The organism is Neobacillus drentensis (genome assembly GCF_036962125.1).
Lineage (GTDB): Bacteria > Bacillota > Bacilli > Bacillales > Cytobacillaceae > Neobacillus > Neobacillus drentensis_B.
The window spans coordinates 1-23,291 of the sequence record NZ_JBALOA010000026.1 but is presented as its reverse complement, the minus strand read 5'-3'; the positions used below and the strand labels follow the sequence as shown (position 1 = coordinate 23,291).

The following is a 23,291-nucleotide window of genomic DNA, read 5'->3' as shown; positions in this document are numbered from 1 at the left end:
TGTGTAAAGTGCACCTGGGCAACTTATTTTCAAATTTTAGTAAGCACTTTGAAAGGGTGAACGAATAATGAAAACAGTTGAAACAGTAACAGGTCCAATTCCAGTCGAGCAATTAGGGAAAACACTTATACACGAACACTTTATTTTTGGCTACCCAGGCTATCAAGGCGATGTTACCCTCGGCCCTTTCATTGAAGAAGAATCACTAGAGGCAGCGATTGCTGTAGCCCGGCTCATGCAAAGTTATGGAGTACAAACGGTGGTCGACCCGACACCAAATGAGTGTGGCAGGAATCCATTGTTCCTTAAGAAAATCTCAGAAGCCACAGGTCTTCAGATTATTTGTGCGACCGGTTATTATTATGAGGGTGAAGGCGCTCCGCCGTATTTCAAAATGAGACAGGGATTAGGTTCGGCTGAACAGGAAATCTATGAAATGTTTAAAACAGAGATTACCGAAGGAATTGCTGGGACTGGAATTAAGCCAGGGATTATTAAACTCGCTTCAAGTAAGGATGAGATTACTGAATACGAGAAAATGTTCTTTCGTGCCGCCGCAAAAGTCCAACAAGAAACAGGGATTGTTATTCTAACACATACATCAGAAGGAACGATGGGACCTGAGCAGGCAAGGATGCTCATTGAACAAGGCGCGGACCCTAGCAAAATCATAATTGGTCATATGTGCGGGAACACGAATCCCACCTATCATAAGGAGGTCTTGGACCAAGGCGTCAGAATTGGTTTTGACCGCTTCGGCATTCAGGTGTTGGTCGGAGCTCCTTTTGATCAAGAAAGAGTTGCCACATTAATGGAGTTAATCGATGAGGGCTATGAAAATCAACTCTTATTAGCTCATGATTCCGTGAATATTTGGCTGGGCAGGCCTCCTGTTATGAATGAACAAGTGACACAAATTATGGCCAACTGGCATCCCGCCCATATTTTTGAAAATATCTTACCAACTTTGCGTGAGAATGGGATCACCGAAAAACAAATCGACAAAATGCTCGGCTTAAACGCGGTCTCATTATTTGCTGGCGCGGCCGTTAAAGTGAACTAATTAGTAAAGGAGGTCTTGAAGAAAATTCAAGCCTCCTTTTTTATGTAAATCCTTAAATATTAATAAACTATGAACAAACTATTAATTAGTCGGGAAGAATTGCTTTTATGGTTGATATGCTTAAAAATTGAGATAAACTTAATAAAAAGAACACTTTAGGTATTAGTAGGAGCTGATCTATTTTGAAAATTTTAGTGATTGAAGACAATACAAGTGTTTGCTCAATGATCGAAATGTTTTTTGCCAAAGAAGGCATTGATGGGGAATTTGTGAATGATGGTCTCCAGGGATACAACCGGATTAAGGAAAACTCCTGGGATGCACTTATCATAGACTGGATGTTGCCGGGAATGGACGGAGTAACCATTTGCCGAAAAATTAGGCAAGAAGGGTATACGGTTCCAATTATTATGTTAACAGCAAAAGACAGCGAGTCGGACCAAGTGCTTGGGCTTGAAATGGGTGCAGATGATTATGTGACAAAGCCCTTCAGTCCCTTAACCTTAATGGCAAGAATTAAGGCGGTTACGCGCCGGTTTCAGACGCAAGTGCCTAGGGAAGCCGATGATTTCCTTCAGACCGACCATTTTAAAATAAGTAAAAATACACGCGAAGTGATTGTCGACGGAACGCCGGTTACCAATCTGACGCCAAAAGAGTTTGATTTACTCTACTATATGGCGGAACATCCCCGTCAAGTGTTTTCAAGGGAGCAATTGCTGGAACGGGTTTGGGGATATCAATTTTACGGGGATGAACGGACGGTGGATGTCCATATTAAACGTCTTAGGAAAAAGGTGGAAACAACCACGCAGCCATTCTTCCATACGGTCTGGGGGGTAGGGTATAAGTTTGATGAGTCAGTCAAAACAGGTGAAGTTTAAATACATTTATCAACAGTTTTTCAGCCATATCAGTATCATTATTGTTGCTTTTTTAGTATTAAGTTTATTGTTTGCGCATTATGTTGAAAATTTGGTCTATGAAAATAAAGCTAATGAGTTAATCTCCTACGGAAAGGCGATAATTTCTGAGATTGATGAAACTCCGCAAGCGGCGGGCCAAATTATTAATCGTTATAGTTCGGTGTTAACAACAAGGAAAATGAGCTTTAGTATGTTTGATCAAGATGGAAAACTTTACGCTGTTGGCAAACAGGGGCCAGCCCCTGGGGGATTATCTGACAAAGATTGGGATCGGATTTCAAAAGGTCAAACTCTTGTGGTGAATAGTGATTATAAAAGATTCGGACAGGAAGGGGTTACCTTTGTTGTTTTACCGTATCTTAGGAATGGAACCTTTATTGGGGGCATTCTATTAACCTCACCGATTAGCGGCTCAAGTGCCATGGTTCATCGTGTCAATCAATTTATTTTGTACGCCATTATTATTGGTCTTGTTGTTTCATTTCTGCTTAGTTGGTTTTTATCAAGGATTCATGTGAACCGAATTAAACGGCTCCGCGAAGCAACCTCCCTTGTCTCATCAGGAAATTATCATGTTCACGTTTCATCTTCAAATTTTGATGAAATTGGGGAGTTAGCGAACGATTTTAATCATATGGTTGATAAAATTAATACCTCAATGGAGGAAATTGAAAGTTTAGAAAACAGAAGAAGACAATTTTTATCAGATGTTTCGCATGAAATGCGGACGCCGCTGACAACCATTAGCGGCATCATCGAAGGCTTGAAAAATGACATGATTCCGGAAGAAGATAAAGAACGCGGCATCAATCTGGTCAGTCAAGAAGCCAAAAGACTGATTCGGCTGGTTAATGAAAACTTGGATTTTGATAAAATTCGCTCCAATCAAATCCAGTTATACCGAGAAGATTTTCAACTCATCGAGTTACTTGAAATTATTCAGGAACAACTGCAGCCTCAAGCGGACGCTAAAAATAATCAAATTGTGATTGAAGCTAAACCAGATGTCATGGTTAATGCAGATTACGATCGTCTGATTCAAATATTAATTAACATCACCAAAAATAGCATCCAGTTTACATCAAACGGAATGATTTGGCTGCGCGGGAGAACGGAGGGAGGGTCAACTATTATTGAAGTCGAAGACACGGGAATTGGAATTGACCCAGGTGACATCGAAAATATTTGGCGCCGTTTTTATAAAGCTGATATTTCGAGGACCAGTAATCCATATGGTGAATTTGGATTAGGTCTGTCGATAGTTAAGCAATTGGTACTCCTTCATAATGGTGAAATCGAGGTAGTCAGTGAAGCAGGTAAGGGGACAAAATTTGTGATTAAACTATAAAAGCTGCTGGCCTATGCCTGCAGCTTTTTCCCTTAAAACAAAAATTTCTAAAACTTGTTATAGTTTGTTAATAATTTGTTAAGATTTGCGAGGTAAAGTAAAGACAAGATAAATCATGCATAAAGGAGTTTGAGTGAAATGGAATTTAAAAATGAACATGAGTTCGAAGAAAATCAACCACATTCATCTGAGAAGAGTGAAAATACACAAGCGGAAGAGCAGTTTATCAATTTCAGCCATACGAAGGAAAATAATTCACAAGCGGTTGATGCAACTTTCACAGTGGAGTCCAACGACTATGACAATCGTGAGCGACAAGAAGAATCTACCGAATCCAAAATATCAATGGAAGATTCAATTCCTCCAGTGATCGAGCAACGGTCCTCGACAAAGGAAAACAAAAAACGGAATGTCAAAGGGTTTGCCTCGACACTAGCCGCTGGGGTCATTGGGTCTGTGTTAACATTAGCGATATTGCCGTATACAGACTACATAAATGATCACTTCCCGAAAGTGGAGAATCAAGAGTCTGTTAGCACACAGCAAGGCACGCAGGCTAAACCAGTCGTGGCTCAGCCAACTGCCGCCTCTTCTAATTCGATTGCTGATACGGTCGAGAAAATTTCTAAGACAATTGTCGGAATCGTCAACTTTCAGCAGCAACAGAATAATTTTTATGGAGATCCTAACTCTTCGCAAAGTGTGGAAAGCGGCTCGGGGTCGGGGGTTATTTTCCAAAAAAATAATACAACAGCCTATATTGTCACCAATAACCATGTCGTTGAAGGGGCTTCAAAACTGGAAGTATCTTTGTTTGACGGTGAAAAAGCCACAGCTGAGGTAGTTGGTACCGATGCCTTAACAGATCTCGCTGTTTTAAAAATTGATGCCAAATATGTCACAGCTACAGCAGATTTTGGTGACTCCTCGACACTTCGTCCTGGTGATCAGGTCTATGCGATCGGAAACCCGCTTGGACTTGATCTTTCGCGGACCGTTACCCAAGGGATTGTGAGTGCGACGAACCGAAGCATTGCCATTTCAACATCAGCGGGAAATTGGGATACCAATGTTATCCAGACAGATGCGGCCATTAACCCTGGGAATAGCGGCGGTGCGCTAATAAACCCACAAGGCCAGGTGATTGGAATTAATAGCTTAAAGATTTCTGAGAGTGGTGTGGAAGGGTTAGGTTTTGCGATTCCTAGTAATGACCTGATTCCGATAGTGAATCAATTAATCAAAAATGGGAAAATTGACAGACCATATCTTGGAGTAGGTTTGGAAGATCTGGATCAGGTTCCACAAATGTACTGGCAAAACCTGCCGAATAACAGAAAAGGTGTACTTGTTATGACAATTGATCCAAACTCAGCCGCAGCAAAAGCAGGTTTCCAGCCGAAGGATGTAATTGTCTCAATGAATGGAACGGAGATAGCGAATTCCTCTGAATTAAGAAAATATCTATATTCCAAAGTTAAGACAGGGGATAACATTAAATTTGGCGTCTACCGTGATGGAAAAAAGATAACGTTAACCGCAAAAATAACGAATAATAGTGGTGCGTGATTTGAGGTAAAATAAGACCACTCGAAAATGGTCTTGAGGTGAAAAGATGAACAAGGTAGGGAAATTTGCTGCAAATGATACAGTTGATGATCTTGAATTGATGAATATGGTCTTTGAACTGCCGGAAAAAGATAAAATGCTAATGTGGTCTGAAGGCTATATTGATGTGGTAATTGAAAAATTACCTGAATATGCCCGGGATGTGTTAGAGAAACGCAAGGATAAGTGGGAAAATACGAAAGCCTATTATGAGAAAAAAATTGACGAAATAATTAGCCAGGAGGAGTTTAAATTGATGCAAAAGGGCGAACGAAAGGAGTTCGCCTTTTTCGTCATGGAGCAGTACCCTGAATATCAATCGTTACTATTTTTAGTTTATGATGGAAATCTTAAGGACGATGATTTTAGAAAGTTTGTCTACCGGAGAAGGCAGGGAGCTCGTAAAAAGTACCTACATTAAGGGTGCTGGCGGGAATAAGTGACCAGTTGGCGGAATACTTGAGATGTTTAAAGGAATAATTTTTGGTTTGGCGGGAATCCACCCGAGTGTTGGCGGGATCCGTACTCCAGGTGACCGAATCAAATTCCCAACCTTTAGATTTATCAGAATAAATAGGCTTGCAATCGCTAACAGAAATATTTACAATAAAAGTAACTAATTTGAAACGGAGGTGGAGAGAGATGAAACGTTCTATTTTTGCACGGCTATTGTGGTTGGAGGCTCTTAATATTTATCGTGCAATTTTTCATGGTGTAGTTTTCAAAGGGAGTAGTCTGCCCTTTTTTCAAAATTACAAAATGAATATGGAACGATAACACATCTCTTTACCCACCATAAATAGGTAGTAAGAGAGTGCATTTTTTCGCACTCTTTTTTCATGCCTAATTATAAAAAAGCTGCGGGTCGTAAAAGATGCCCGCAGCTTTTTTTATGTAAGAGGGTGTTCATCTTAATATAAATAATAAGGAGAATGAACATGATCATTTGCAGTGTTAATCATATAGCTAAATCATTTGGCGGTAATAATATTTTTAAAGATTTATCGTTTGAAGTACAGGAAGGGATCCGAGTGGGTCTTGTCGGCCGCAACGGCGGCGGCAAAACGACGTTATTAAAGTTGCTCGCAAACCAGGAAACGGTCGATGAAGGAGTTATTCATTGCAAAAAGGGTCTTAAAATTGGCTATCTGGCCCAAATTCCAGATTTTAAGGAGCTGACTGGTAGAGAAGTACTAAAGACCGCTTTTGAACAATTAACAGCAACAGAAACCAAGCTTCAACAGTTAGAGTTTGAAATGGGTCAAGAAATAGCTCAAGGTGACCTCCAAAAATTAATCGATCAATACGGGAAACTCCAAGATGAGTTTATCTTAAATGGCGGCTATGAAATGGATCCCCAATTGGACAGGATCGCTAATGGGTTGAATATAACCGCTCTTCTTGATAAAAGTTTCTCTTCCTTAAGCGGCGGGGAGAAAACGAAAGTTGGGCTGGGCCTGAGTTTATTGAAAAATCCAGAACTACTTTTACTCGATGAACCGACCAATCATCTAGATTTGAAGGCGATTGAATGGCTGGGCTCCTATCTAAAAGAGTATACCGGTACAATTATTCTCGTTTCCCATGATCGCTACTTTTTAGATGAGGTCGTCACAAAAGTGCTGGAAATAGAAGATGGAGAAATTGATTTGTACCATACGAACTTCAGCGGGTATATTAGAGAAAAAGAAGAACGACTCTTGAGAGAATTTCAGGAATATCAAGAGCAGCAGAAGAAAATTAAAAAGATGAAAGAAGCGATCAAACGTCTGCGCGACTGGGCAAACCGCTCCAATCCACCAAGTGCAGCTCTTCATAAACGGGCAACCAATATGCAAAGGGCACTGGATCGAATTGAAAAACTGGAGCGACCAAAGATCGATGTCAAAAAAATGGCGATTGATTTCGAAGCCAATGACCGGAGTGGCAAAGATGTAATCGTTATCGAGGACGTGGCGAAAAGCTTTGGAAGCAAAACTCTGTTTGATCAAGTGAACATGCTGGTTCAGTATAAGGACAGAACGGCGATTGTCGGCGAAAATGGCACCGGTAAATCGACGCTCTTAAAAATGATTCTGAAGGAAATCGGGCCAGATAAAGGTGTGGTCAAAGTTGGTAGCAATGTAAAGGTTGGCTATTTGTCTCAACATGTATTTACAGACATAGGTGATCAACAGCTGATTGACGTATTTCGGTCCGAGGTGGTCGTTAATGAAGGCGAGGCTCGTCATATTTTAGCTCGCTTTTTATTCTACGGACCAGCGGTATTCCGGAAAGTGAATCAACTGAGCGGCGGAGAGAGAATGCGACTTAGATTGGCCCAGTTAATGTACCAGGATATCAATCTTCTCATTCTCGATGAACCGACTAATCATCTCGATATCGATTCTTGTGAGGTGTTGGAGGAAGCGCTAGAGCAGTTTAATGGCACAATTTTAGCTGTCTCCCATGACCGCTATTTTCTCAATAAACTTTTTAAGAAAATTTACTGGATTGAGGATGGGAAGGTTCACTTTTTCAATGGGAACTATGAGTGGGCGAAGAGTAAGTTGGATGAAACGAGGGAGCTAAAACAATCGGAAAAACCTGTGGTAACCAAAACTCCCATCCCGAAAGTATCAAGGGTGGAGGAGGATAAGTCAGACGAGCTGGAGGAAAGAATTGAGCAAATTGAAGCTGAAATCCTAGACCTGAAACAAAGGCTGGGAGAAGAGAGTGAGCTCGAATTGCTGCAAAAAATCTATCATGAATTGGAGTTGCGGGAAAAAAGGCGTGACCGTCTCTACCAACAGCTTGAGGAAATTATTTAAGAAATAATTCTCCAAGAATGGAGCCGCCTAATTGCGGCTCTATTTGTTATATTTATTCTTTTCGGAAACAGAACTTACCCGTATAATAAAGTGATGTTTTATAAAGAAGGATGGGTTCTTATGGTTGTTAATTTTTCATTAAGGCAAGTCTTACTCCTGCTATCGGTTACATTAACAGGGGTTGTCTGGTCGGTTATTTTTCATCATCCGCTTGTGGTAGGATTTTTCCCTGGCTACCTCATCCTAGTACTATTATCAAGGAAAAAAGAGAAGTCATGGAAACAAATTTTACATATTAGTATAATCGGTGTGAACAAAACGAGAATCGTAATCTTAATCTTATTTTTAGTGAGCTTTTTGCTGCCATCTTGGTATTTAGCAGGTACCATACAGCAAATGGTGAAAATGGCTCTGCATTTTATTACACCACATCACTTTCTTGTCCTATCCTTCCTTTGCGCCATGCTCTTCTCGATGCTACTTGGTACGACGGTCGGGACATTAAGCGCGATAGGTATACCAATCATTGGAACGGCTATTGTGCTGAAGCTTCCAGTAGAAATCGTCGCCGGTGCTTTAGTTTCAGGAGCATTTGTTGGGGACAGAACCTCGCCGTTTTCCAGCGCCCATCAACTTTTATCCCATACAGTTGAATTGCCGGTGCAAAGACAATGGAGGGCGATGCTGTTCACAACAGTGGCGGCGATTATTTTATGCTTCGGCTTTTATGGAATAGTTGACTTTCTCCACGCTCATTCCATTGTATCTAAACAGCAGCATTTAAATTGGCATGAACTTTCTGTCATTAAATTCATCCCGCCAATGATCTTAATTACGTTTGTCCTGTTTAGGATTAGTATTGTTTACGCCTTTTTAACTAGTATTGTATCAGCGGCAGGAATTGCCCTTTTTAGCGGAATATCGATAACGAATCTCATTTTCTCGTTATGGAATGGCATCGACGGTCTTGGGGGTGGGTTCCTTCATATGTACGAATTGCTATTGTTTTTAGCATTAGCAGGTGCATATAATGGCCTATTAGAAGAAATGAATGTCATTCAGCCATATTTAGATAAATGGTTACAATCTTCTCGTTCACTGACAGGGGACACCCTTAAAACGCTGGCAGCTACCTTTTTAATTACCTTAATCGCAGCGAATCAAACCCTGCCTATAATTCTCACAGGTAGGTCTTTTTTACCGCATTGGTCTAGTAAATATGGAAAAGAAGAGTTGGCTCGAGTAATGGGCGATACAACCATGCTATTTCCGGGGGTTGTGCCGTGGAGTGTCCTGGCGATCATGTGCAGTACTATTGTTGGAATACCGCTCCTCAATTATATGCCTTATGCGCTATTTTTATGGATTTTGCCTATATTAACGATATTGCTATCGGTGGTGAAGCAGGCAAGAAAAACTAAAAAATATCAAAAAGCGATTGCTTAACAACGGAGTCCTATACGGGCTCCTTTTTTGGTTTAGCGAAAATCGCTTAGAATGAAGGCTGGTCCTCTTTCATATATGTGGTAATAAGAGAAATTGGACAAGGGATGATGATATGCTGAAAAAATTAGCGATAATCGGATTCGGGAGCACGATGATTGGGATTGGCATCAATGGGTTTATTCTTCCTTTGCACTTAATTAATGGAGGATTTTTGGGTATAAGTCTGATACTTAAATATCTATTGGGATTTAAAGCGGGAATCACGTTTATCATTCTTAATATCCCCGTTTATATGTTCGCCTTTAAATCAGACCCTGTATATTTTTTTAACGGTGTATTGGGAGCAATCTGTTCGGGTCTTATGATTGAATTGCTCATGCCGTTAAATGGAATGTTTCAATTACCGATTATGAGTAGTGTGGTTGTTGGTGCGGTGATTATAGGGAGTGGGGTGGGGGTGATGCTCCGAAATCATATTAGTCCTGGCGGAATGGATTTACTCGCATTAATTCTTGCCAAATGGTCAAAAGTGAATGTTGGGATCATTATGTTTGCGATGGATGCGGTAATAATCATTACCGGCCTCTTCCTTCTTCAAGATGTGAAATTATTTTATTCGCTGATTATTGTTGCAATTGTGGGATTACTAGCAAGTTTAATTACTTCCTATCGCAATGAACATTTTTACATAGGTTAGGAGATTCATCCTATCCAATGTTCATGCAATTTTCACTCTTTTTTCAGAAAACCTTGCTAAGATGAAAGTAAAAGGAATTTTTGGAAAGAAGGGTGGAGAAAGTGAACATATTACTAGCAGAGGATGATGTCAGACTTGGTAAACTGGTTGCCCACTTACTTCAGAAAGAATTTAATCGTGTTGATTGGGTTAAAAATGGAAGGGACGCTTACGACAATGCCTGTATTCTTACCTACGATTTAATTATCTTGGACTGGATGCTTCCCGGCCAGGATGGACTGACTGTTTGTAAAAGGCTTCGTCAGAAAGGGATCCAAAGTGGAATATTATTTGTAACGGCAAAGGATGCTAATCAAGATATCATTTCCGGACTTGATTCTGGTGCAGATGATTATATTGTCAAACCGTTTGAATTTAACGAGTTATTAGCACGTCTTAGAGCCATAAGCCGCAGAAAAGAAAAACCTCTTGAAGAAATCATCTCACTTGCTGACTTGACCCTCAATCTTAATACACATGTCATCAAAAGAAACAACACCACTATTGAATTATCTAAGAAAGAATACCATTTACTAGAGCTGTTGATGCGCAATCAAAACCAGATCATGACAAGAGAACTATTATTTGAAAAACTATGGGGCTTTGAAACGGAAGTATCTGATAATGCCCTCGATGCCATGGTGAAATTAGTCCGCAAAAAGATTGATGTACCAGGAAAACCATCGTTAATCCAAAATGTTCGCGGCATCGGTTATAAAGTGAGACATTCCAATGTTTAACCAAGTCAAAGCAAAGCTAACCATGCTCTATTCTTTATCCTTATTATGCGTCCTCTTTTCTTTTATTGGATTGCTATACTTCCTGATTTCAGATGAAATCATTGAAAAAGAAATAGACGAAATAAAGGTTTATTATAATAAAGAGAAATCTGACTTTATTGAAGACCTTCATGACAGAAAGCACCATAGCTTGGAATATGAACCAAACCGAGCAATTTTTTATTATGTATTTAATCCACAAGGTAAGCTGATTTTCGGGGAGGAATCTCTTCCAACATTGGACAGTTGGCTGGTTAAGAATCCAAAGATTGATGGACAGTCATTTATTGAACGAGTGGAATGGAAACAGTACCATCTTCTCCTAGTGAAGAAACCGCTTACCCTCAATAGAAACATATACGGTTACGTTATTCTTGGAATGAATATTACCAGCGAAAAACACCTCATTCAGAGTATTACCTGGACTCTTATCGGCCTAACTTTCCTTTTTAGCTTATTATTTGCAGGCTTAGGTTATTATTTTGCCGGTCAGGCGATGAAACCTATTAGAAATGCTTTTTTTAAACAAGAAAAATTTGTATCGGATGCATCCCATGAATTAAGAACGCCGCTAAGTATTTTTTATAGCTCCGTCGATTTATTACTGCGGGAAGAAAAAGACAAATTAAGTGACTATGGTATAGAGGTCCTTGATGATGTCAAAACGGAGGCAAATTTAATGCGCAGCTTGATTAATAATCTTTTATTGTTAGCAAGAAGCGATAAAAACCAATTGCCAATAGAGAGGAAAGACGTAAATCTATCACGTTTATTAATGGCCATCTATAAAAAATTCTCAAGGATCGCTAGTAAATCTATTCACTTTGAGCAAAGGATTCAAAGTGGTGTGACCCTTAGCTGTGATGAAGTAAAGGTGCAGCAATTAATATACATTTTGCTAGATAATGCCTTCAGGTATACAAAGGAAGGGAAAGTGGTTCTATCATTACAATCGAAAAACGGGATCACAACCATCACTTTACAGGATACAGGCTGTGGTATCCCTTCAAAAGATCTACCCTTCATTTTTGATCGTTTTTACCGAGCGGATTTATCACGGGAAAAGGGTGGCGCTGGCCTAGGTCTGTCAATTGCCCAAACGATTGTAACAGCCCATGGGGGAGAGATACATGCCAATAGTATCGAAGGTGAGGGAACAACTCTCACAATCATTTTTAAGGAGTAGAAAACCTAAAGTCAGATTTTCAAATCGGCAATAAAAATAACGCCAGCGCGCTGCACTGGCGTTTTTAACTTTTAAGATTATGTCGTCCTGAACTTTGGCGGAGCATCATTGACTCGATAACTCGGATTAACATAAGGACGCAGATAATTGAACTGGAAATTAAGTAGATCGATAATGCCCAAGCCTCGGACGAATCCGTCCCGATGGCAAAGCCGTGAATAAGCATAAACAACCAAGCAGGGATGACGGCTAAGTGAATCTTTTTCCACCTATTAAAACCTAATTTTTTGATTAAAAAATCGGAGGAAGCCATAACCAAAAGAAATAAGTAAAAGGAGAGAATACCAAAGGTTGAAAATAATGGTTCATTTTCAGCGCGAAAAGGAAGGAGCAGCTCTGCCAGAGTATAGGGGGCATACTGATCCTGCCAAATCAAAATCATATGAAAGATAATGGTAAGCAGACCATACCAACTACTTTTTTTGTGTAATGAAATGAGCAAAGTCTTCTTTTTCTTCATGATGGCAAAAGAACTTAACAGTCCAAACACGAGTGAGAGTGTCATGAAGTAATATGCCAAAAAGCCAGAAGTGCGGATTAACGTCCACACAGAGACCAGTTCATTCATCCTCATTCCTCCCATCCATCAGCTAGGACCTCCCCTTGGTTATTTATAAGCAAAAAGGAACTAGCTGGATTTAGTCTTTTTAATTGGTGCTTAATGTTTGAAACATCCTCAATCAGACAGATTTTTGCGCCAACTTCTGCATCTAAACAGTTTTCTGTAATCACGGTGGCTTGAATGATGGTATTTTCTGCAGGTAGGCCAGTCCTTCCATTCAAAATATGATGTTTCCTCACATTCCCTTGAGTCCAGCTCCGAAAGATACTATTGGAGGTAGCGATACTGCCATTTTTGATGCGGAATTGAGTAATTTCTACCTCTTTGTGGTGGGGATGTGCCACACCTATCTTCCATTCTTTGTTTCCATCCGACCAAACAGTCATGTCTCCGCCGCCGTCGACCATGCCAGTCGATGCCCCGCCAATATTCTTTAACCATCTTGCAACGGCCTGTACGGCATACCCCTTTCCAATTCCTCCTAAGTCCACTTTTCCCGCTGTTGTTCGCATAACTGTATTCGAATGCGGCTCAAACAAAAAAGGCGAGTTTACATTTTCAAACAATGGAGGCATCTCATTCCCTACCCATCTTGACATAGTGAATGGGAAGGTAGATTCATAGCCATGATATTGGAGTTGTGGTAATAAGTAGGGTGAAAAGGTGCTGCTTGTTTTTTGACGATAATCCTCCGCTCTATGGAGAATGTCGAAAAGCGGCGGTGATAAGATCATTTTCTCACCAATAGCTAGTTGATTTAATTGCCCTAACTCGTTGTTTTTTCCTTGAAACCGTGACCACTCTTTCTCAACGTACTGAATCCATCCATGGATGACTTCTTTCCAATTTGGCATACTACAGTTCGTAACTTCAATGAAAAAGGTTGTATTCATAGCAGTAAAAGTTAACGATTCGCTCGGTTTAAGACCTTCTTGTTTGTCGATCACTTGGCTCCACACCTTCCGAAACAACAACCCCATTGATCGTAAAATTTGACCAATCAAGTTGAACGAATTCCTTTTCTTCCTTGCTCATTGACTTAGTTAGGACCGGTTTGGATGACAGGTCCTGATTGGGTTGATTAGCACCCACCTGACTGATAACAAAGGCGGAAAGGGCGGTGCCTGTTATCCCGATGACCCACTTAGATTTATTCGATTTTGCCATGAGGCTCACACTCCTTTAGATAGATTTAATGACTATTTCCTGTTTAGCCTGGTCCCAAGAAACGCGGTAACCTAAGGCATTGGCAGCAACTGAAATTGGTAGAAATACCGATTGTTCATAAGAGGTGGCTTGAGTCGGCATCGGAGTTTTCAGTTTGTTTTCAAATGCTGCGTTGGAACCTGCTTTAACTGCTAATTCCAGGTCGTCTTTTTGTAAAATAGCAATTTTACTTTGTTGATAAAACGAGACATGAGCGCCCAATATTTTTGCCATTTCATTTGCCGAAACAAGTAATTGACCGTCTTGGGGAATCAAGTAGACATTTGTCTTGTTCTCTTCAAACACAACTGGGAATTCAGCAGGGTCAGTGCTTGGCAGTGGATTATTTGGGTTGTTCCTTGCCTCTCTTGACCAGATATACCAATATTCCGTTTGTTGTTGAGTAGGGATTTCATTTGGTGGTGCCTGCCAGTTTTCTTCATCGTCATCCGTTTCTTGGTAATATTCATGTCTTTCATCGTCGTCATCATCATCGTGTCCATCATCAGCAATTACACTCGTTCCAATCGAAAATACGGTTAGAATCAGGGCAAACATCATTATCAACTTTTTCCATTTTAATTTCATTTTTCAGCCTCCAAATTCTATTTGTAAGCAGTGTAGTCCACAAATCTGAAAAAAATCTGAAAACAGTATGATAATATAAAACATAATCCGAATTTTATGGAAAAACGGAGGTATTTTGAAAGGGGATTAGTTATGGAACCCATCAGTGATCATCTTAAGAAAAATTTAAAGGTTTTATTTGTTGGCTTTAATCCGAGTATTCGCTCGAGTGAGGTCGGCCATCATTATGCGAATCCAAATAATCGCTTTTGGAAAATCATTTACGAAGCCGGGTTAACACCGCGAAAGTATGAAGCTAGCGAGGATACCAAGCTTTTAGAATTAGGATTTGGCTTTACCAATATCGTTGCCCGGCCAACGAAAGCAGCGGATGAAATCACGAAGGAAGAGTATAAAGAGGGGAGAGAGATATTAAGGAAAAAAATCGAACGATTAAAGCCTCAAGTCGTGTGTTTTGTCGGAAAAGGAGTTTACCAGCAGTATAGTGGTGTAAAAGTAGTGAAATGGGGAAAACAAACAAACGGATCAGTTCCTGGGGTGGTTGATTTTGTCGCGCCATCTTCTAGTGGTTTGGTTCGAATGAGGATGGAGGAAATTGTTGACATCTATAAAGGCCTTGGCCCGCTTTTATCAGAATAAACATCGACGGTTTTATTATTTATCCGTCGATGTTTTGTTTGTTGTCTACGATTCGTATTTTTTCCGATAGTGTGATAAGGCGATCAGAGGGAAAATATAACGATAACTATGATAATGAATGTAGAACCCTCCAGCCATCCCTTGACCTTTTGGGTAGTCTGTCGTCCAATCCGATTTTTCAAGCGAAGTTAATAAATAGGTGATCCCTTTTTGGATTTGAGGTGTTGGTTCTTCAGAAGTGGAAATCAGGGCATCCAGTGCCCAGGCACTGTGTGTTAAGGTGCTTTCTCCTAAGGGAACATACTTTTTTTTACTATCACTCTGACAGGATTCTCCCCAGCCGCCATCCTCATTTTGTATGGTTAGTAACCAATCCACTGCCATTCGAATCGAAGAATGACTTCTAGGGATACCCGTTGCCATTAATCCGGTCACTGCCCCCCAAGTTCCATATAAATAACAAAGCCCCCATCTTCCATACCAAGAACCATCCTTTCTTTGATTTTTTAAAAGCCAGTTGATTCCTTTCTTTATAACATTGTGGTCTCGGGGTAAATTCGTATAATTTCCTAAAAATTCGAGTGTCCTTCCTGTAATGTCAGCACAAGAAGGATCGGCCAATAAAAACTCTCCTTTTTCAATGGGGAGAAATTCGAATAACTTGGTATCGGTATTTTTTTCAAATGCCGCCCAGCCGCCATCGTCATTTTGCATTGATAAGAGCCAGCTGAGACCTCTATCCCAGGCATCTCTTTCCAACGGAACCATCCTTGAAATGGAGCGGAGTGAAGCGGTGGTATCATCTACATCTGGATTCATGGTATTAACGTCGGAAAACCCCCAACCGCCGGGCAGGGACTTAGTATTATGAATGACCCAATCCCCAAATGTATGATGTTGCCTGTTTAATAAATATCGATGGGCCTTGTTGACCACTGGATCGTCTGCAGCAACCCCAGCGGATTGCAGGGCATAACCAATTAATGAAGTATTCCAGACATGTGCCGTTGTGTACTGCATATGGGGATGCCCGTTGATATCACATTTCATCGCAAGCAACCCATTTACCGCTTTAGTAATAATCGGATCCGTTTTCTGATACCCGTCCGAAAGAAGGGCGAAAATCATTAAAAAAGTACAGCTGTAGTAACTATAAAAGGTACCGTCGGGTTCAAGGTGATCCAACATGTATTTCTTTGCACGCTCCACAGCTAACTGATGAAGCTGTTCAGGCAGACCTATTAATCTTTTCACACCATCCTCAATAAAGGTTAGTAACGAACGATATTCTGAGGAACGAAACCACGAATCTTCCTGATGTCGATGTAAATGTAACTCTGAAAGATTCGGGCTTTTCTCGGTCTTAATGAAGAATTTTTTGTCGGCAAGAAGAATAATTGGTGTTAGATTGGCACGCCCAAAGACCGAAAAGGAATAAAAATTTATCGGAAAGTAGTGTGGTAAGAGGATAAATTCAATTGGAAGAGGAGAAAAATCGGGCCAGATATATTGACCCGTTAATGAAAGCATGACTTTTGTAAAGATACTGACTTCTTCTAAACCGCCCTTGGATAAAATAAATCTTCGAGCCGCACGTAACTGTTTATCATCTTTCTTGACATACCCCGAATACAACAAAGCATAATATGCCTCTACTGTCGCTGTTAGATTTCCTTCACCTTCATCATAATAAAGCTTCCAAGCCCCATTATTCTCCTGCTTGCTTAAAATCCGCGCTACCAAGCCTTGGATTAATTCTTCATCATTTATTTCCAATGTCCGCAATAAAATGATCATATAAGCATCTGTGGACAGTCCAGTTTCAAAAGGATAATTCCAAGAGCCGTCGGCAGATTGATCTTTTCGTAATGTTCCAATTAACCAATCGATGCCTTTTTGTATTTGGGTCATATGTAAGAATCATTCCTCTCCCGTTAAATTACTCTCATTCATACATATTCCAATCGTGGATGGAGAATGCGCAAAGGAGGTAATCGGCCATTTTTTTTATAAGAAATCGAGAGAAGTCACCGATTGAAACGATAAAGGAAGACTTAAAGAAAATGAGCAAGCAAACGGGAACTTCTCCAAAAATTACAAAGGCAGATTTGGTTTTAGTTGAACAATTAAGGACTCAGACAGCTGAACATAACGTAAACAATGTCACCAGAACGAAGGCCTATCTTGAATTTTATCTTCAACACCCGGAAATCCATTGGGCCTTACTGGGGCACATGGTCTCCCGAAATGGCGGCTGGAATATGACCGACCTTAAAGGGGAATTTCTAACCCGTTTGCTTTCAAAAAAGGATAGGGTAGTGTTCTTTGCTTTTTTAGAGCGTGGAAATTGGCTAATCTTCCAAGATATCTACCCGCAATTCTTGCTCTACAAAGAAAGCCTTAAACAAAATAAGCCGTTGTTTCATTTATGTTCGTATCTTAATATTTCTATTTTTATGGAAACGATTTGGAATTACTTTTGGGTACATCAGGAAACCTACATTCTTACTGTCGCTTTAGTTATTAATGAACAAAGTTATTTGGAAAAAAGAGTGGTTCAAAATCCAATTTACCAAAAAGATGTTATAAATAAATTTGAATTTATCCTTCAGGACTTGCTTTCGTTTAACCATATTCTCTTTCCTTATGGAAAAAGAAGCCTTGCCGGCCAAACGCTCCACCAATTTGAGTCCTTACATGAACGAGTATTACTTGGGAAGAGGTTATATGCTGTTCTCTTTAAAAACAAGGAGCGGCTAAAAAAAATAGTAGAGTGGGCAAAAGAACATCCACATACAGGTTCGCGGAAGGATTATTGGCCGAATATTTTTAATAACGTCAATGAAGGGATTCCTGGCTTTGCCTATCAGACGAGGTTAAAAGCCTGTCAGCTCCGGCCGCGTGCAAGGAAAATTTATAGTCCAACCCTTGAAAACGCATGGAAAAATATCAGTCAACCAGAGGCAGAAAAAGGGGACTGGTTTGAAGACAATCGTGTGTGTGATTATTTAATCGATGATACTGAAAATATAGACGGGGAGATACAAAATGAATATTGTAAAACACTTGAACGGCTTGAACTCGCAGCCATCGCCAAAAAAGCGATCTCGATTTTGGAATAATCCTACCTTAACAACGATATTTTTATCCTCTATACTGGCTACCTATTTAGATCTTTTTTTTGTAGGAAAACAAATGTACCATTTCCCAATAAGGCCCTTGCCAGAGGTGTTTTCCATTAACATCACCTTTCCACTGGCAGGGGTGCCTGTCCTTGTTTTTGTCTTTCTACAGGTGATGAGCCGAGTAAACAAATGGGGGAAAGTTGGTTTGATTGTTTTTATTAGTCTGTTGATGACTATTTTTGAAAAATTTTCTGAATTAATCGGTTGGTTCGAACACGCAAGTACATGGAATCATCTCTATACCTTTTTTGGCTATTTGCTATTCCTAACGATCATTTATTCTTTTTACCGTGGGTTGGAAAAACGAAAAGGATAGCATACAAAAAGCCGAGATTTTCATCTCGGCTTTTGCGATGTAACCAAAGTTACACCTTGCCCCTTCCGTCCGTACAGTGGTTAAGTGTCCCGCAACAAGCGAATGTTCGGAAGGGGTACTAATATATTACCACGAATGGAGGAGAAATATAACTAAAAGGAAGAATTTTTGGGTATCAAACTTTCATTTCTTTTTTGAAAAGTGTATGATAAAAATGATTTTTACATAAAGGAGTGTTTTGAATGGCGAAAAAAGGTCATTTTATCATGGAAAATGGAGAAAAAATTGAATTTGATTTATATCCAGAAGCAGCACCAGGAACAGTTGAGAATTTTGAATCATTAGCTAACAAAGGATTCTACAATGGATTAACTTTCCACCGCGTTATTCCTGGGTTTGTAAGTCAAGGAGGATGCCCAGAAGGCCGTGGAACTGGTGGACCTGGTTACACAATTAAATGTGAAACAGAAGGCAACCCGCACAAACATGTACCTGGTGCATTATCGATGGCACATGCAGGAAAAAACACTGGTGGCAGCCAATTCTTTATCGTTCATGAATCACAGCCGCATCTAAACGGTGTACATACTGTGTTTGGACAAGTGACTTCTGGATTAGAAACAGCAAAAGCGATGAGAAATGGCGACAAAATGGTAGAAGTAAAGGTCTATGACCAAGAATAGATAACTCAGGGAGAGCTCTTGCAGCTCTTCTTTTTTTGTCTAATTTAATTGTACATAGGGCAAATTAACCTCAAATAGTCCAAGTTGGAGGTCAAATATGAGAAAATTTGTTTCAATGCTGATTCCATTCATGTTCCTTTCGTTTCACCAACCGGCTTCAGCCCAAAAAATAGAACCTAAAGAACTAAAAGCAGCGATTATCATCGATGATTTTGGCGGCGGAACAGGTGGAGTTAGGGACTTCTTGGAAGGGGAAATTCCGATAACGGCAGCAGTTATGCCCTTTACAGAACACTCGACTGAACATGCCAAATGGGCTCATAAATATGGAATCGAAGTCATGATACATTTATCGATGGAACCGAAACGAGGAAAAAGATCATGGCTCGGACCAAGGCCGATTACGAATGACCTTTCCGCTGCCGAAGTAAAACAAATCGTCAGGGACGCGATCAAGGATGTTCCATATGCTGTTGGCATCAATAACCATATGGGTTCACTTGCAGTTGAAAATGAAGAGATTGTTCTTGCTATTGTTGAGGTAGCAAAGGAAAAGAGGTTATTTATTATTGATAGTGCGACAAGTCCAAATACAAAGTTCCCGAAAATTGCTAATGAACTCGGTGTACCCGTCCTTAAAAGAGATGTTTTCCTCGACGATATATCTTCCTCATCGCATGTCCGACAGCAAATGATTAGACTAGCGAAAGTGACTGAAATTAAGGGCTCAGGAATTGCGATTGGCCATGTCGGAATTACAGGGAAAGTATGTTCGATTGGGGTTTTTCAGTCGATGGACGAATTTAAAAGACGACATATAAAAATAGTCCCAGCCTCAGGTCTGTTCTCCGGCAAATCAACAGAAAAGTATTTTATACCATTAAAAAAGGGCAGCTAACCACTGCCTTTTACTTTGTTTTCATATTACTTTCCCGATGGCTCGTTAACTGATAAAATGTCACCTATCAAAAAGAAATAATTAAGAAGAGAGCAAGGGAGAAGGAATTTGTAAAATGAAGCTAATATCTTGGAATGTCAATGGCCTTAGGGCATGTGTAAAAAAAGGTTTTTTAGAATATTTTCAGGAAGTGGATGCAGATATTTTCTGTGTGCAGGAAACGAAGCTGCAAGAAGGACAAATTAATCTGGAATTGGATGGGTATCACCAATATTGGAATTATGCCGTCAAAAAAGGCTATTCAGGTACAGCGGTATTCACAAAAATTGAACCCCTATCTGTCCGGTATGGAGTTGGTCAAGACGAGAGTGAAGACGAAGGACGCATTTTAACATTAGAGTTTAAGGATTTTTTCTTGGTTAATGTTTACACGCCAAATTCGCAAAGGGATTTAGCGAGAATCGGCTACCGGTTGGATTGGGAGGATCGGATCCTAGCACATTTGAAAGCCTTGGATGAAGTGAAGCCGGTTGTACTTTGCGGGGATTTGAATGTGGCCCATCAGGAAATTGATTTGCGCAATCCAAAATCCAATCTTGGCAATTCCGGGTTTACGGAGGAAGAAAGAGGGAAAATGACAGGCTTGCTCGCTGAAGGCTTTATCGATAGCTACCGGCATTTTAACCCCGATCAGGAAGGAGCTTATACGTGGTGGTCTTATATGGCTAAGGTCCGCGAAAGGAACATTGGCTGGCGAATTGATTATTTTATTGTCTCCGAAAAATTGCGTGAGCGTCTCAATAATGTAGACATCCATTGCAATGTAATGGGGAGTGATCATTGCCCGGTCGTGTTGGAGCTGAAGGAATAAAGGCCGCTTTATTAGTTTTACTTATGGAAAATCATTGAATTCTCGTCATTTTCTTTATCTAATAGTTGTTTTATAGTTAAGGTAGAACGGTTTTGGAGGGGAAATGACTTGGATCTAAAAAACGATGTCAAACAGCAGTTTGGGAAAAGTGCAGACTCCTACGTCAGCAGTGCCATCCATAAGTACGGGAGTGACCTGCAAAAGCTTGTGGATATAGCGGTGGTAACTGGAAACGAAGTTCTATTAGACATTGCCACCGGCGGCGGACATACGGCCAATGCCTTTGCCAGCTTAGTAGAAAAAGTCACCGCAATGGATTTAACTCCTGAAATGTTACAGGCAGCAGAAAAATTCATTCGGGGTAACGGACATCAAAATGTTGAGTTCATATTAGGGGATGCCGAAAATCTTCCCTTTTTAGATGGGATATATGATGTGGTCACCTGCCGGATTGCTCCCCATCATTTCCCGAATGTGAATAAGTTTGTAGAAGAGGTCCACCGAGTTCTCAAGCCATCCGGTCAGTTTTTATTGGATGATAATGTCGTTCCAGAAGAGAATGAATATGACCTCTTTTATAATTCTATTGAAAAATGGCGGGATTACAGTCATTTTCGGGCTTGGAAGAAGAGTGAATGGATTCGGATGCTTGAGATTAATGGGTTTGAAATTTACGAGATGCATCGCTTCGAAAAAACATTTCAATACGCATCATGGTGTAATCGAATGAATTTACCTGAGCATGAAAAAATGAAACTCACTGAATACATCCTCAAGACTTCAGAAAAAATAAAAAACAAATTTAAGGTCTCGATTGCAAATGATCAAGTCATCTCATTTCAAGGGGAAGCAGTCATTTTAAAGGCATTAAAGAGGTAAAAATAAACCCCTTTGCAAAAAGAGAGAATGTCTCTTTTCGCAAAGGGTTTTTTGTGATTACACATCGTTAAGTGCAGTTCCAATGACATCAAATTCGGGCATTTTCTCCTCCAAAGCCGTTTGAGTTAATTGCTCCTGTTCGATCGGAGCAACTATATCATCCTCTTTTTTCTGGAAATCCATATCCATGTTAATGTCAGCTCCTTTTTGATAAGACGGTTTACAATGGTATCTTTTCCTATTAAATAGAATCTAATCACGTCTACTAATCTTTTCTAAATTTCCCCATGACTTCAATGGCTCTGGTAATATGAACAAAAGCAGCCGGATCATTTTTTTGAATGGCCTCCTTGGTTTCTGCTAATTCATACTTGGTAATCACAGTTGTTAATACTTTTTTGGGATGATGAGAATAAACTCCTTCAGCATCAGTCATTGTTACCCCGCGCGGATGTAATTGGATTAAGGCGGCATTTAGTTCCTTCCATTTATCTGTAACAATCGTGACCGTAAGCTTCAAATGGTTCGTGTGAACAGAATCAACTGCTTTCCCGGAAGCGAAAATGGCAAAAAGAGTGTATAGTGTCGTATCAGGGCCGTACACTAAAGCTGAAACTAGAACAATCGCAAAGTTTGTACATGTTATAATGAAGCCAACGGACATATCTTTCTTCTTTGCTAAAATGACACTAATAATATCAACGCCGCCAGCCGATCCGCCAAAACGAATATTAGCTCCAACGCAGATTCCAAAGATGACTCCTCCAAAAACACTTGAAAGTAAAATATCTTCACTAAAAGCATGAATTGGAATGAATCTCATTGAAACGGACAATAAGATGACCGAATAAACCGTTAATAACATAAACTTTTTCCCCAAGTGAAAATAGCCCAGAACGAACAATGGAATATTAATGATAAGAATAATCCAGCCGCTATTTATAGGTATGTAATTATTAATGATAATTGCAAGTCCCGCAATTCCACCGGTTAACACGTTATGGGGGATTAGGAACGTATTTAGTGAATACGCCATGATGATTGAAAAAATAGTGATCGCGATGGTTTGTACTACAGAGTGTTTCATTTATTTGCACCTCGTGAATTCTCTTCATTTTTTTTGTTTACGATTATTTCCATATTGTAGTTTAAAAGCTAAAAATAGGATTGACCAGAGAAGAATTTGTGACAAAAGGAACAGGCTGTTATGAAGTTGAAAATAGTGTTATTCAATTAATAAAAAAAGAGCAAAGAAATGTTTGACGAATGGGTGAGAACGTAGTATGATATTCATTGTCGCTGCTACGAAACAACTTAATTAAATGGATTTTAACTAAGTGTTTTGAATGAAGTTGACTTCGTAAGAATGTTATGTTAAAATAACAAATGTTGCTAACCGCTTGATTGGTTGGCAAAAGATTAATAGACTTGTTCTTTGAAAACTAAACAAACAAAATCGTGCAAACAAACAATACAATTTAGCTTCATATATGAAGCTAAGC

At 39.9% G+C, this 23,291-nt stretch carries 25 protein-coding genes; 18 read left to right on the top strand and 7 right to left on the bottom strand.

The window, feature by feature from the left end:
• Nucleotides 1-64 precede the first annotated feature (64 nt).
• From V7121_RS20065 to V7121_RS20020, 11 genes are all read left to right on the top strand, one after another.
• The gene (locus V7121_RS20065) at nucleotides 65-1,063 is read left to right on the top strand and encodes a phosphotriesterase family protein (protein WP_335503086.1); all 999 of its coding nucleotides are present in this window, start codon (nucleotides 65-67) and stop codon (nucleotides 1,061-1,063) included.
• A gap of 182 nt (nucleotides 1,064-1,245) precedes the next feature.
• The gene (locus V7121_RS20060; RefSeq protein ID WP_335503017.1) at nucleotides 1,246-1,947 is read left to right on the top strand and encodes a response regulator transcription factor; all 702 of its coding nucleotides are present in this window, start codon (nucleotides 1,246-1,248) and stop codon (nucleotides 1,945-1,947) included.
• On the top strand, nucleotides 1,919-3,337 hold the full coding sequence (locus V7121_RS20055; RefSeq protein ID WP_335503019.1) for a HAMP domain-containing sensor histidine kinase: 1,419 nt from the start codon (nucleotides 1,919-1,921) through the stop codon (nucleotides 3,335-3,337). The genes V7121_RS20060 and V7121_RS20055 overlap by 29 nt, the downstream gene beginning before the upstream one ends.
• 138 nt (nucleotides 3,338-3,475) lie before the next feature.
• A complete protein-coding gene (locus V7121_RS20050; protein ID WP_335503021.1) occupies nucleotides 3,476-4,906 on the top strand; it encodes a S1C family serine protease in 1,431 nt (476 codons plus the stop codon).
• Nucleotides 4,907-4,952: 46 nt separating this feature from the next.
• A complete protein-coding gene (locus V7121_RS20045; RefSeq protein ID WP_335547580.1) occupies nucleotides 4,953-5,366 on the top strand; it encodes a hypothetical protein in 414 nt (137 codons plus the stop codon).
• Between the two features lie 221 nt (nucleotides 5,367-5,587).
• Entirely contained in the window at nucleotides 5,588-5,722 is a 135-nt protein-coding gene (locus V7121_RS24975) for an RAxF-45 family protein (RefSeq protein ID WP_335503027.1), read from the top strand.
• 161 nt (nucleotides 5,723-5,883) lie between these two features.
• A complete protein-coding gene (abc-f, locus tag V7121_RS20040) occupies nucleotides 5,884-7,755 on the top strand; it encodes a ribosomal protection-like ABC-F family protein (RefSeq protein WP_335547579.1) in 1,872 nt (623 codons plus the stop codon).
• 120 nt (nucleotides 7,756-7,875) lie between these two features.
• A complete protein-coding gene (locus tag V7121_RS20035; protein WP_335547577.1) occupies nucleotides 7,876-9,201 on the top strand; it encodes a Na+/H+ antiporter NhaC family protein in 1,326 nt (441 codons plus the stop codon).
• 112 nt (nucleotides 9,202-9,313) lie between these two features.
• A complete protein-coding gene (locus tag V7121_RS20030) occupies nucleotides 9,314-9,898 on the top strand; it encodes a YitT family protein (protein WP_335547575.1) in 585 nt (194 codons plus the stop codon).
• Nucleotides 9,899-9,999: 101 nt separating this feature from the next.
• Entirely contained in the window at nucleotides 10,000-10,677 is a 678-nt protein-coding gene (locus V7121_RS20025) for a response regulator transcription factor (protein ID WP_335547573.1), read from the top strand.
• Entirely contained in the window at nucleotides 10,670-11,902 is a 1,233-nt protein-coding gene (locus V7121_RS20020; RefSeq protein WP_335503041.1) for a sensor histidine kinase, read from the top strand. The genes V7121_RS20025 and V7121_RS20020 overlap by 8 nt, the downstream gene beginning before the upstream one ends.
• Nucleotides 11,903-11,966: 64 nt before the next feature.
• On the opposite strand, the gene V7121_RS20015 is transcribed toward V7121_RS20020, so the two are convergent.
• The 4 genes from V7121_RS20015 to V7121_RS20000 are packed head-to-tail and all read right to left on the bottom strand — an operon-like array spanning nucleotide 11,967 to nucleotide 14,318.
• Nucleotides 11,967-12,530, bottom strand: a complete 564-nt coding sequence (locus tag V7121_RS20015) for a ferric reductase-like transmembrane domain-containing protein (RefSeq protein ID WP_335503044.1) — start codon at nucleotides 12,528-12,530, stop codon at nucleotides 11,967-11,969.
• A gap of 2 nt (nucleotides 12,531-12,532) precedes the next feature.
• Nucleotides 12,533-13,471 (bottom strand): FAD:protein FMN transferase, encoded by a 939-nt coding sequence (locus V7121_RS20010; RefSeq protein ID WP_335503047.1) that lies wholly within the window; start codon nucleotides 13,469-13,471, stop codon nucleotides 12,533-12,535.
• A complete protein-coding gene (locus V7121_RS20005) occupies nucleotides 13,446-13,691 on the bottom strand; it encodes a hypothetical protein (RefSeq protein WP_335503049.1) in 246 nt (81 codons plus the stop codon). Before V7121_RS20005 ends, V7121_RS20010 begins: the two co-directional genes overlap by 26 nt.
• A gap of 15 nt (nucleotides 13,692-13,706) precedes the next feature.
• On the bottom strand, nucleotides 13,707-14,318 hold the full coding sequence (locus tag V7121_RS20000) for a copper amine oxidase N-terminal domain-containing protein (RefSeq protein WP_335503051.1): 612 nt from the start codon (nucleotides 14,316-14,318) through the stop codon (nucleotides 13,707-13,709).
• Between the two features lie 132 nt (nucleotides 14,319-14,450).
• On the opposite strand from V7121_RS20000, the gene V7121_RS19995 reads away from it, so the two are divergent.
• Nucleotides 14,451-14,957 carry a mismatch-specific DNA-glycosylase gene (locus tag V7121_RS19995; protein WP_335547571.1) on the top strand — a complete coding sequence of 169 codons (507 nt, stop codon included), beginning with the start codon at nucleotides 14,451-14,453 and terminating at the stop codon, nucleotides 14,955-14,957.
• Between the two features lie 45 nt (nucleotides 14,958-15,002).
• On the opposite strand, the gene shc is transcribed toward V7121_RS19995, so the two are convergent.
• Nucleotides 15,003-16,868: a squalene--hopene cyclase gene (shc, locus tag V7121_RS19990; protein ID WP_335547569.1), complete on the bottom strand. Its 1,866-nt coding sequence runs from the start codon at nucleotides 16,866-16,868 to the stop codon at nucleotides 15,003-15,005.
• A gap of 152 nt (nucleotides 16,869-17,020) precedes the next feature.
• Here shc and V7121_RS19985 point away from each other — a divergent pair, with 152 nt between their 5' ends.
• The 6 genes from V7121_RS19985 (at nucleotide 17,021) to V7121_RS19960 (ending at nucleotide 21,789) form a co-directional block, all read left to right on the top strand.
• Nucleotides 17,021-18,079, top strand: coding sequence for a DUF2515 domain-containing protein (locus tag V7121_RS19985; RefSeq protein ID WP_335547567.1), 1,059 nt, complete (start codon nucleotides 17,021-17,023; stop codon nucleotides 18,077-18,079).
• On the top strand, nucleotides 18,006-18,458 hold the full coding sequence (locus V7121_RS19980) for a CBO0543 family protein (RefSeq protein ID WP_335547565.1): 453 nt from the start codon (nucleotides 18,006-18,008) through the stop codon (nucleotides 18,456-18,458). The genes V7121_RS19985 and V7121_RS19980 overlap by 74 nt, the downstream gene beginning before the upstream one ends.
• Nucleotides 18,459-18,700: 242 nt before the next feature.
• The gene (locus tag V7121_RS19975; protein WP_335503067.1) at nucleotides 18,701-19,141 is read left to right on the top strand and encodes a peptidylprolyl isomerase; all 441 of its coding nucleotides are present in this window, start codon (nucleotides 18,701-18,703) and stop codon (nucleotides 19,139-19,141) included.
• Between the two features lie 97 nt (nucleotides 19,142-19,238).
• Nucleotides 19,239-20,039, top strand: coding sequence for a divergent polysaccharide deacetylase family protein (locus V7121_RS19970; protein WP_335547563.1), 801 nt, complete (start codon nucleotides 19,239-19,241; stop codon nucleotides 20,037-20,039).
• Between the two features lie 115 nt (nucleotides 20,040-20,154).
• On the top strand, nucleotides 20,155-20,910 hold the full coding sequence (locus V7121_RS19965; RefSeq protein WP_335547561.1) for an exodeoxyribonuclease III: 756 nt from the start codon (nucleotides 20,155-20,157) through the stop codon (nucleotides 20,908-20,910).
• 108 nt (nucleotides 20,911-21,018) lie between these two features.
• Nucleotides 21,019-21,789: a class I SAM-dependent methyltransferase gene (locus V7121_RS19960; RefSeq protein ID WP_335503076.1), complete on the top strand. Its 771-nt coding sequence runs from the start codon at nucleotides 21,019-21,021 to the stop codon at nucleotides 21,787-21,789.
• Between the two features lie 57 nt (nucleotides 21,790-21,846).
• On the opposite strand, the gene V7121_RS19955 is transcribed toward V7121_RS19960, so the two are convergent.
• A complete protein-coding gene (locus tag V7121_RS19955) occupies nucleotides 21,847-21,978 on the bottom strand; it encodes a hypothetical protein (protein WP_335547559.1) in 132 nt (43 codons plus the stop codon).
• Between the two features lie 76 nt (nucleotides 21,979-22,054).
• Nucleotides 22,055-22,876 (bottom strand): YitT family protein, encoded by an 822-nt coding sequence (locus tag V7121_RS19950; RefSeq protein ID WP_335503081.1) that lies wholly within the window; start codon nucleotides 22,874-22,876, stop codon nucleotides 22,055-22,057.
• Nucleotides 22,877-23,291 lie beyond the last annotated feature (415 nt).

Bases quoted from the DNA above. Each gene is read 5' to 3' on its own strand.
- V7121_RS20030 (WP_335547575.1), top strand. From the start codon at position 9,314: ATGCTGAAAAAATTAGCGATAATCGGATTCGGGAGCACGATGATTGGG.
- V7121_RS20050 (WP_335503021.1), top strand. From the start codon at position 3,476: ATGGAATTTAAAAATGAACATGAGTTCGAAGAAAATCAACCACATTCA.
- abc-f (WP_335547579.1), top strand. From the start codon at position 5,884: ATGATCATTTGCAGTGTTAATCATATAGCTAAATCATTTGGCGGTAAT.
- V7121_RS19995 (WP_335547571.1), top strand. From the start codon at position 14,451: ATGGAACCCATCAGTGATCATCTTAAGAAAAATTTAAAGGTTTTATTT.
- V7121_RS20015 (WP_335503044.1), bottom strand. From the start codon at position 12,530: ATGAATGAACTGGTCTCTGTGTGGACGTTAATCCGCACTTCTGGCTTT.
- V7121_RS19985 (WP_335547567.1), top strand. From the start codon at position 17,021: ATGAGCAAGCAAACGGGAACTTCTCCAAAAATTACAAAGGCAGATTTG.
- V7121_RS20055 (WP_335503019.1), top strand. From the start codon at position 1,919: ATGAGTCAGTCAAAACAGGTGAAGTTTAAATACATTTATCAACAGTTT.
- V7121_RS24975 (WP_335503027.1), top strand. From the start codon at position 5,588: ATGAAACGTTCTATTTTTGCACGGCTATTGTGGTTGGAGGCTCTTAAT.
- V7121_RS19955 (WP_335547559.1), bottom strand. From the start codon at position 21,978: ATGGATATGGATTTCCAGAAAAAAGAGGATGATATAGTTGCTCCGATC.
- shc (WP_335547569.1), bottom strand. From the start codon at position 16,868: ATGACCCAAATACAAAAAGGCATCGATTGGTTAATTGGAACATTACGA.
- V7121_RS20045 (WP_335547580.1), top strand. From the start codon at position 4,953: ATGAACAAGGTAGGGAAATTTGCTGCAAATGATACAGTTGATGATCTT.
- V7121_RS20035 (WP_335547577.1), top strand. From the start codon at position 7,876: ATGGTTGTTAATTTTTCATTAAGGCAAGTCTTACTCCTGCTATCGGTT.
- V7121_RS19975 (WP_335503067.1), top strand. From the start codon at position 18,701: ATGGCGAAAAAAGGTCATTTTATCATGGAAAATGGAGAAAAAATTGAA.
- V7121_RS19980 (WP_335547565.1), top strand. From the start codon at position 18,006: ATGAATATTGTAAAACACTTGAACGGCTTGAACTCGCAGCCATCGCCA.
- V7121_RS20000 (WP_335503051.1), bottom strand. From the start codon at position 14,318: ATGAAATTAAAATGGAAAAAGTTGATAATGATGTTTGCCCTGATTCTA.
- V7121_RS19950 (WP_335503081.1), bottom strand. From the start codon at position 22,876: ATGAAACACTCTGTAGTACAAACCATCGCGATCACTATTTTTTCAATC.
- V7121_RS20020 (WP_335503041.1), top strand. From the start codon at position 10,670: ATGTTTAACCAAGTCAAAGCAAAGCTAACCATGCTCTATTCTTTATCC.
- V7121_RS19970 (WP_335547563.1), top strand. From the start codon at position 19,239: ATGAGAAAATTTGTTTCAATGCTGATTCCATTCATGTTCCTTTCGTTT.
- V7121_RS19965 (WP_335547561.1), top strand. From the start codon at position 20,155: ATGAAGCTAATATCTTGGAATGTCAATGGCCTTAGGGCATGTGTAAAA.
- V7121_RS20005 (WP_335503049.1), bottom strand. From the start codon at position 13,691: ATGGCAAAATCGAATAAATCTAAGTGGGTCATCGGGATAACAGGCACC.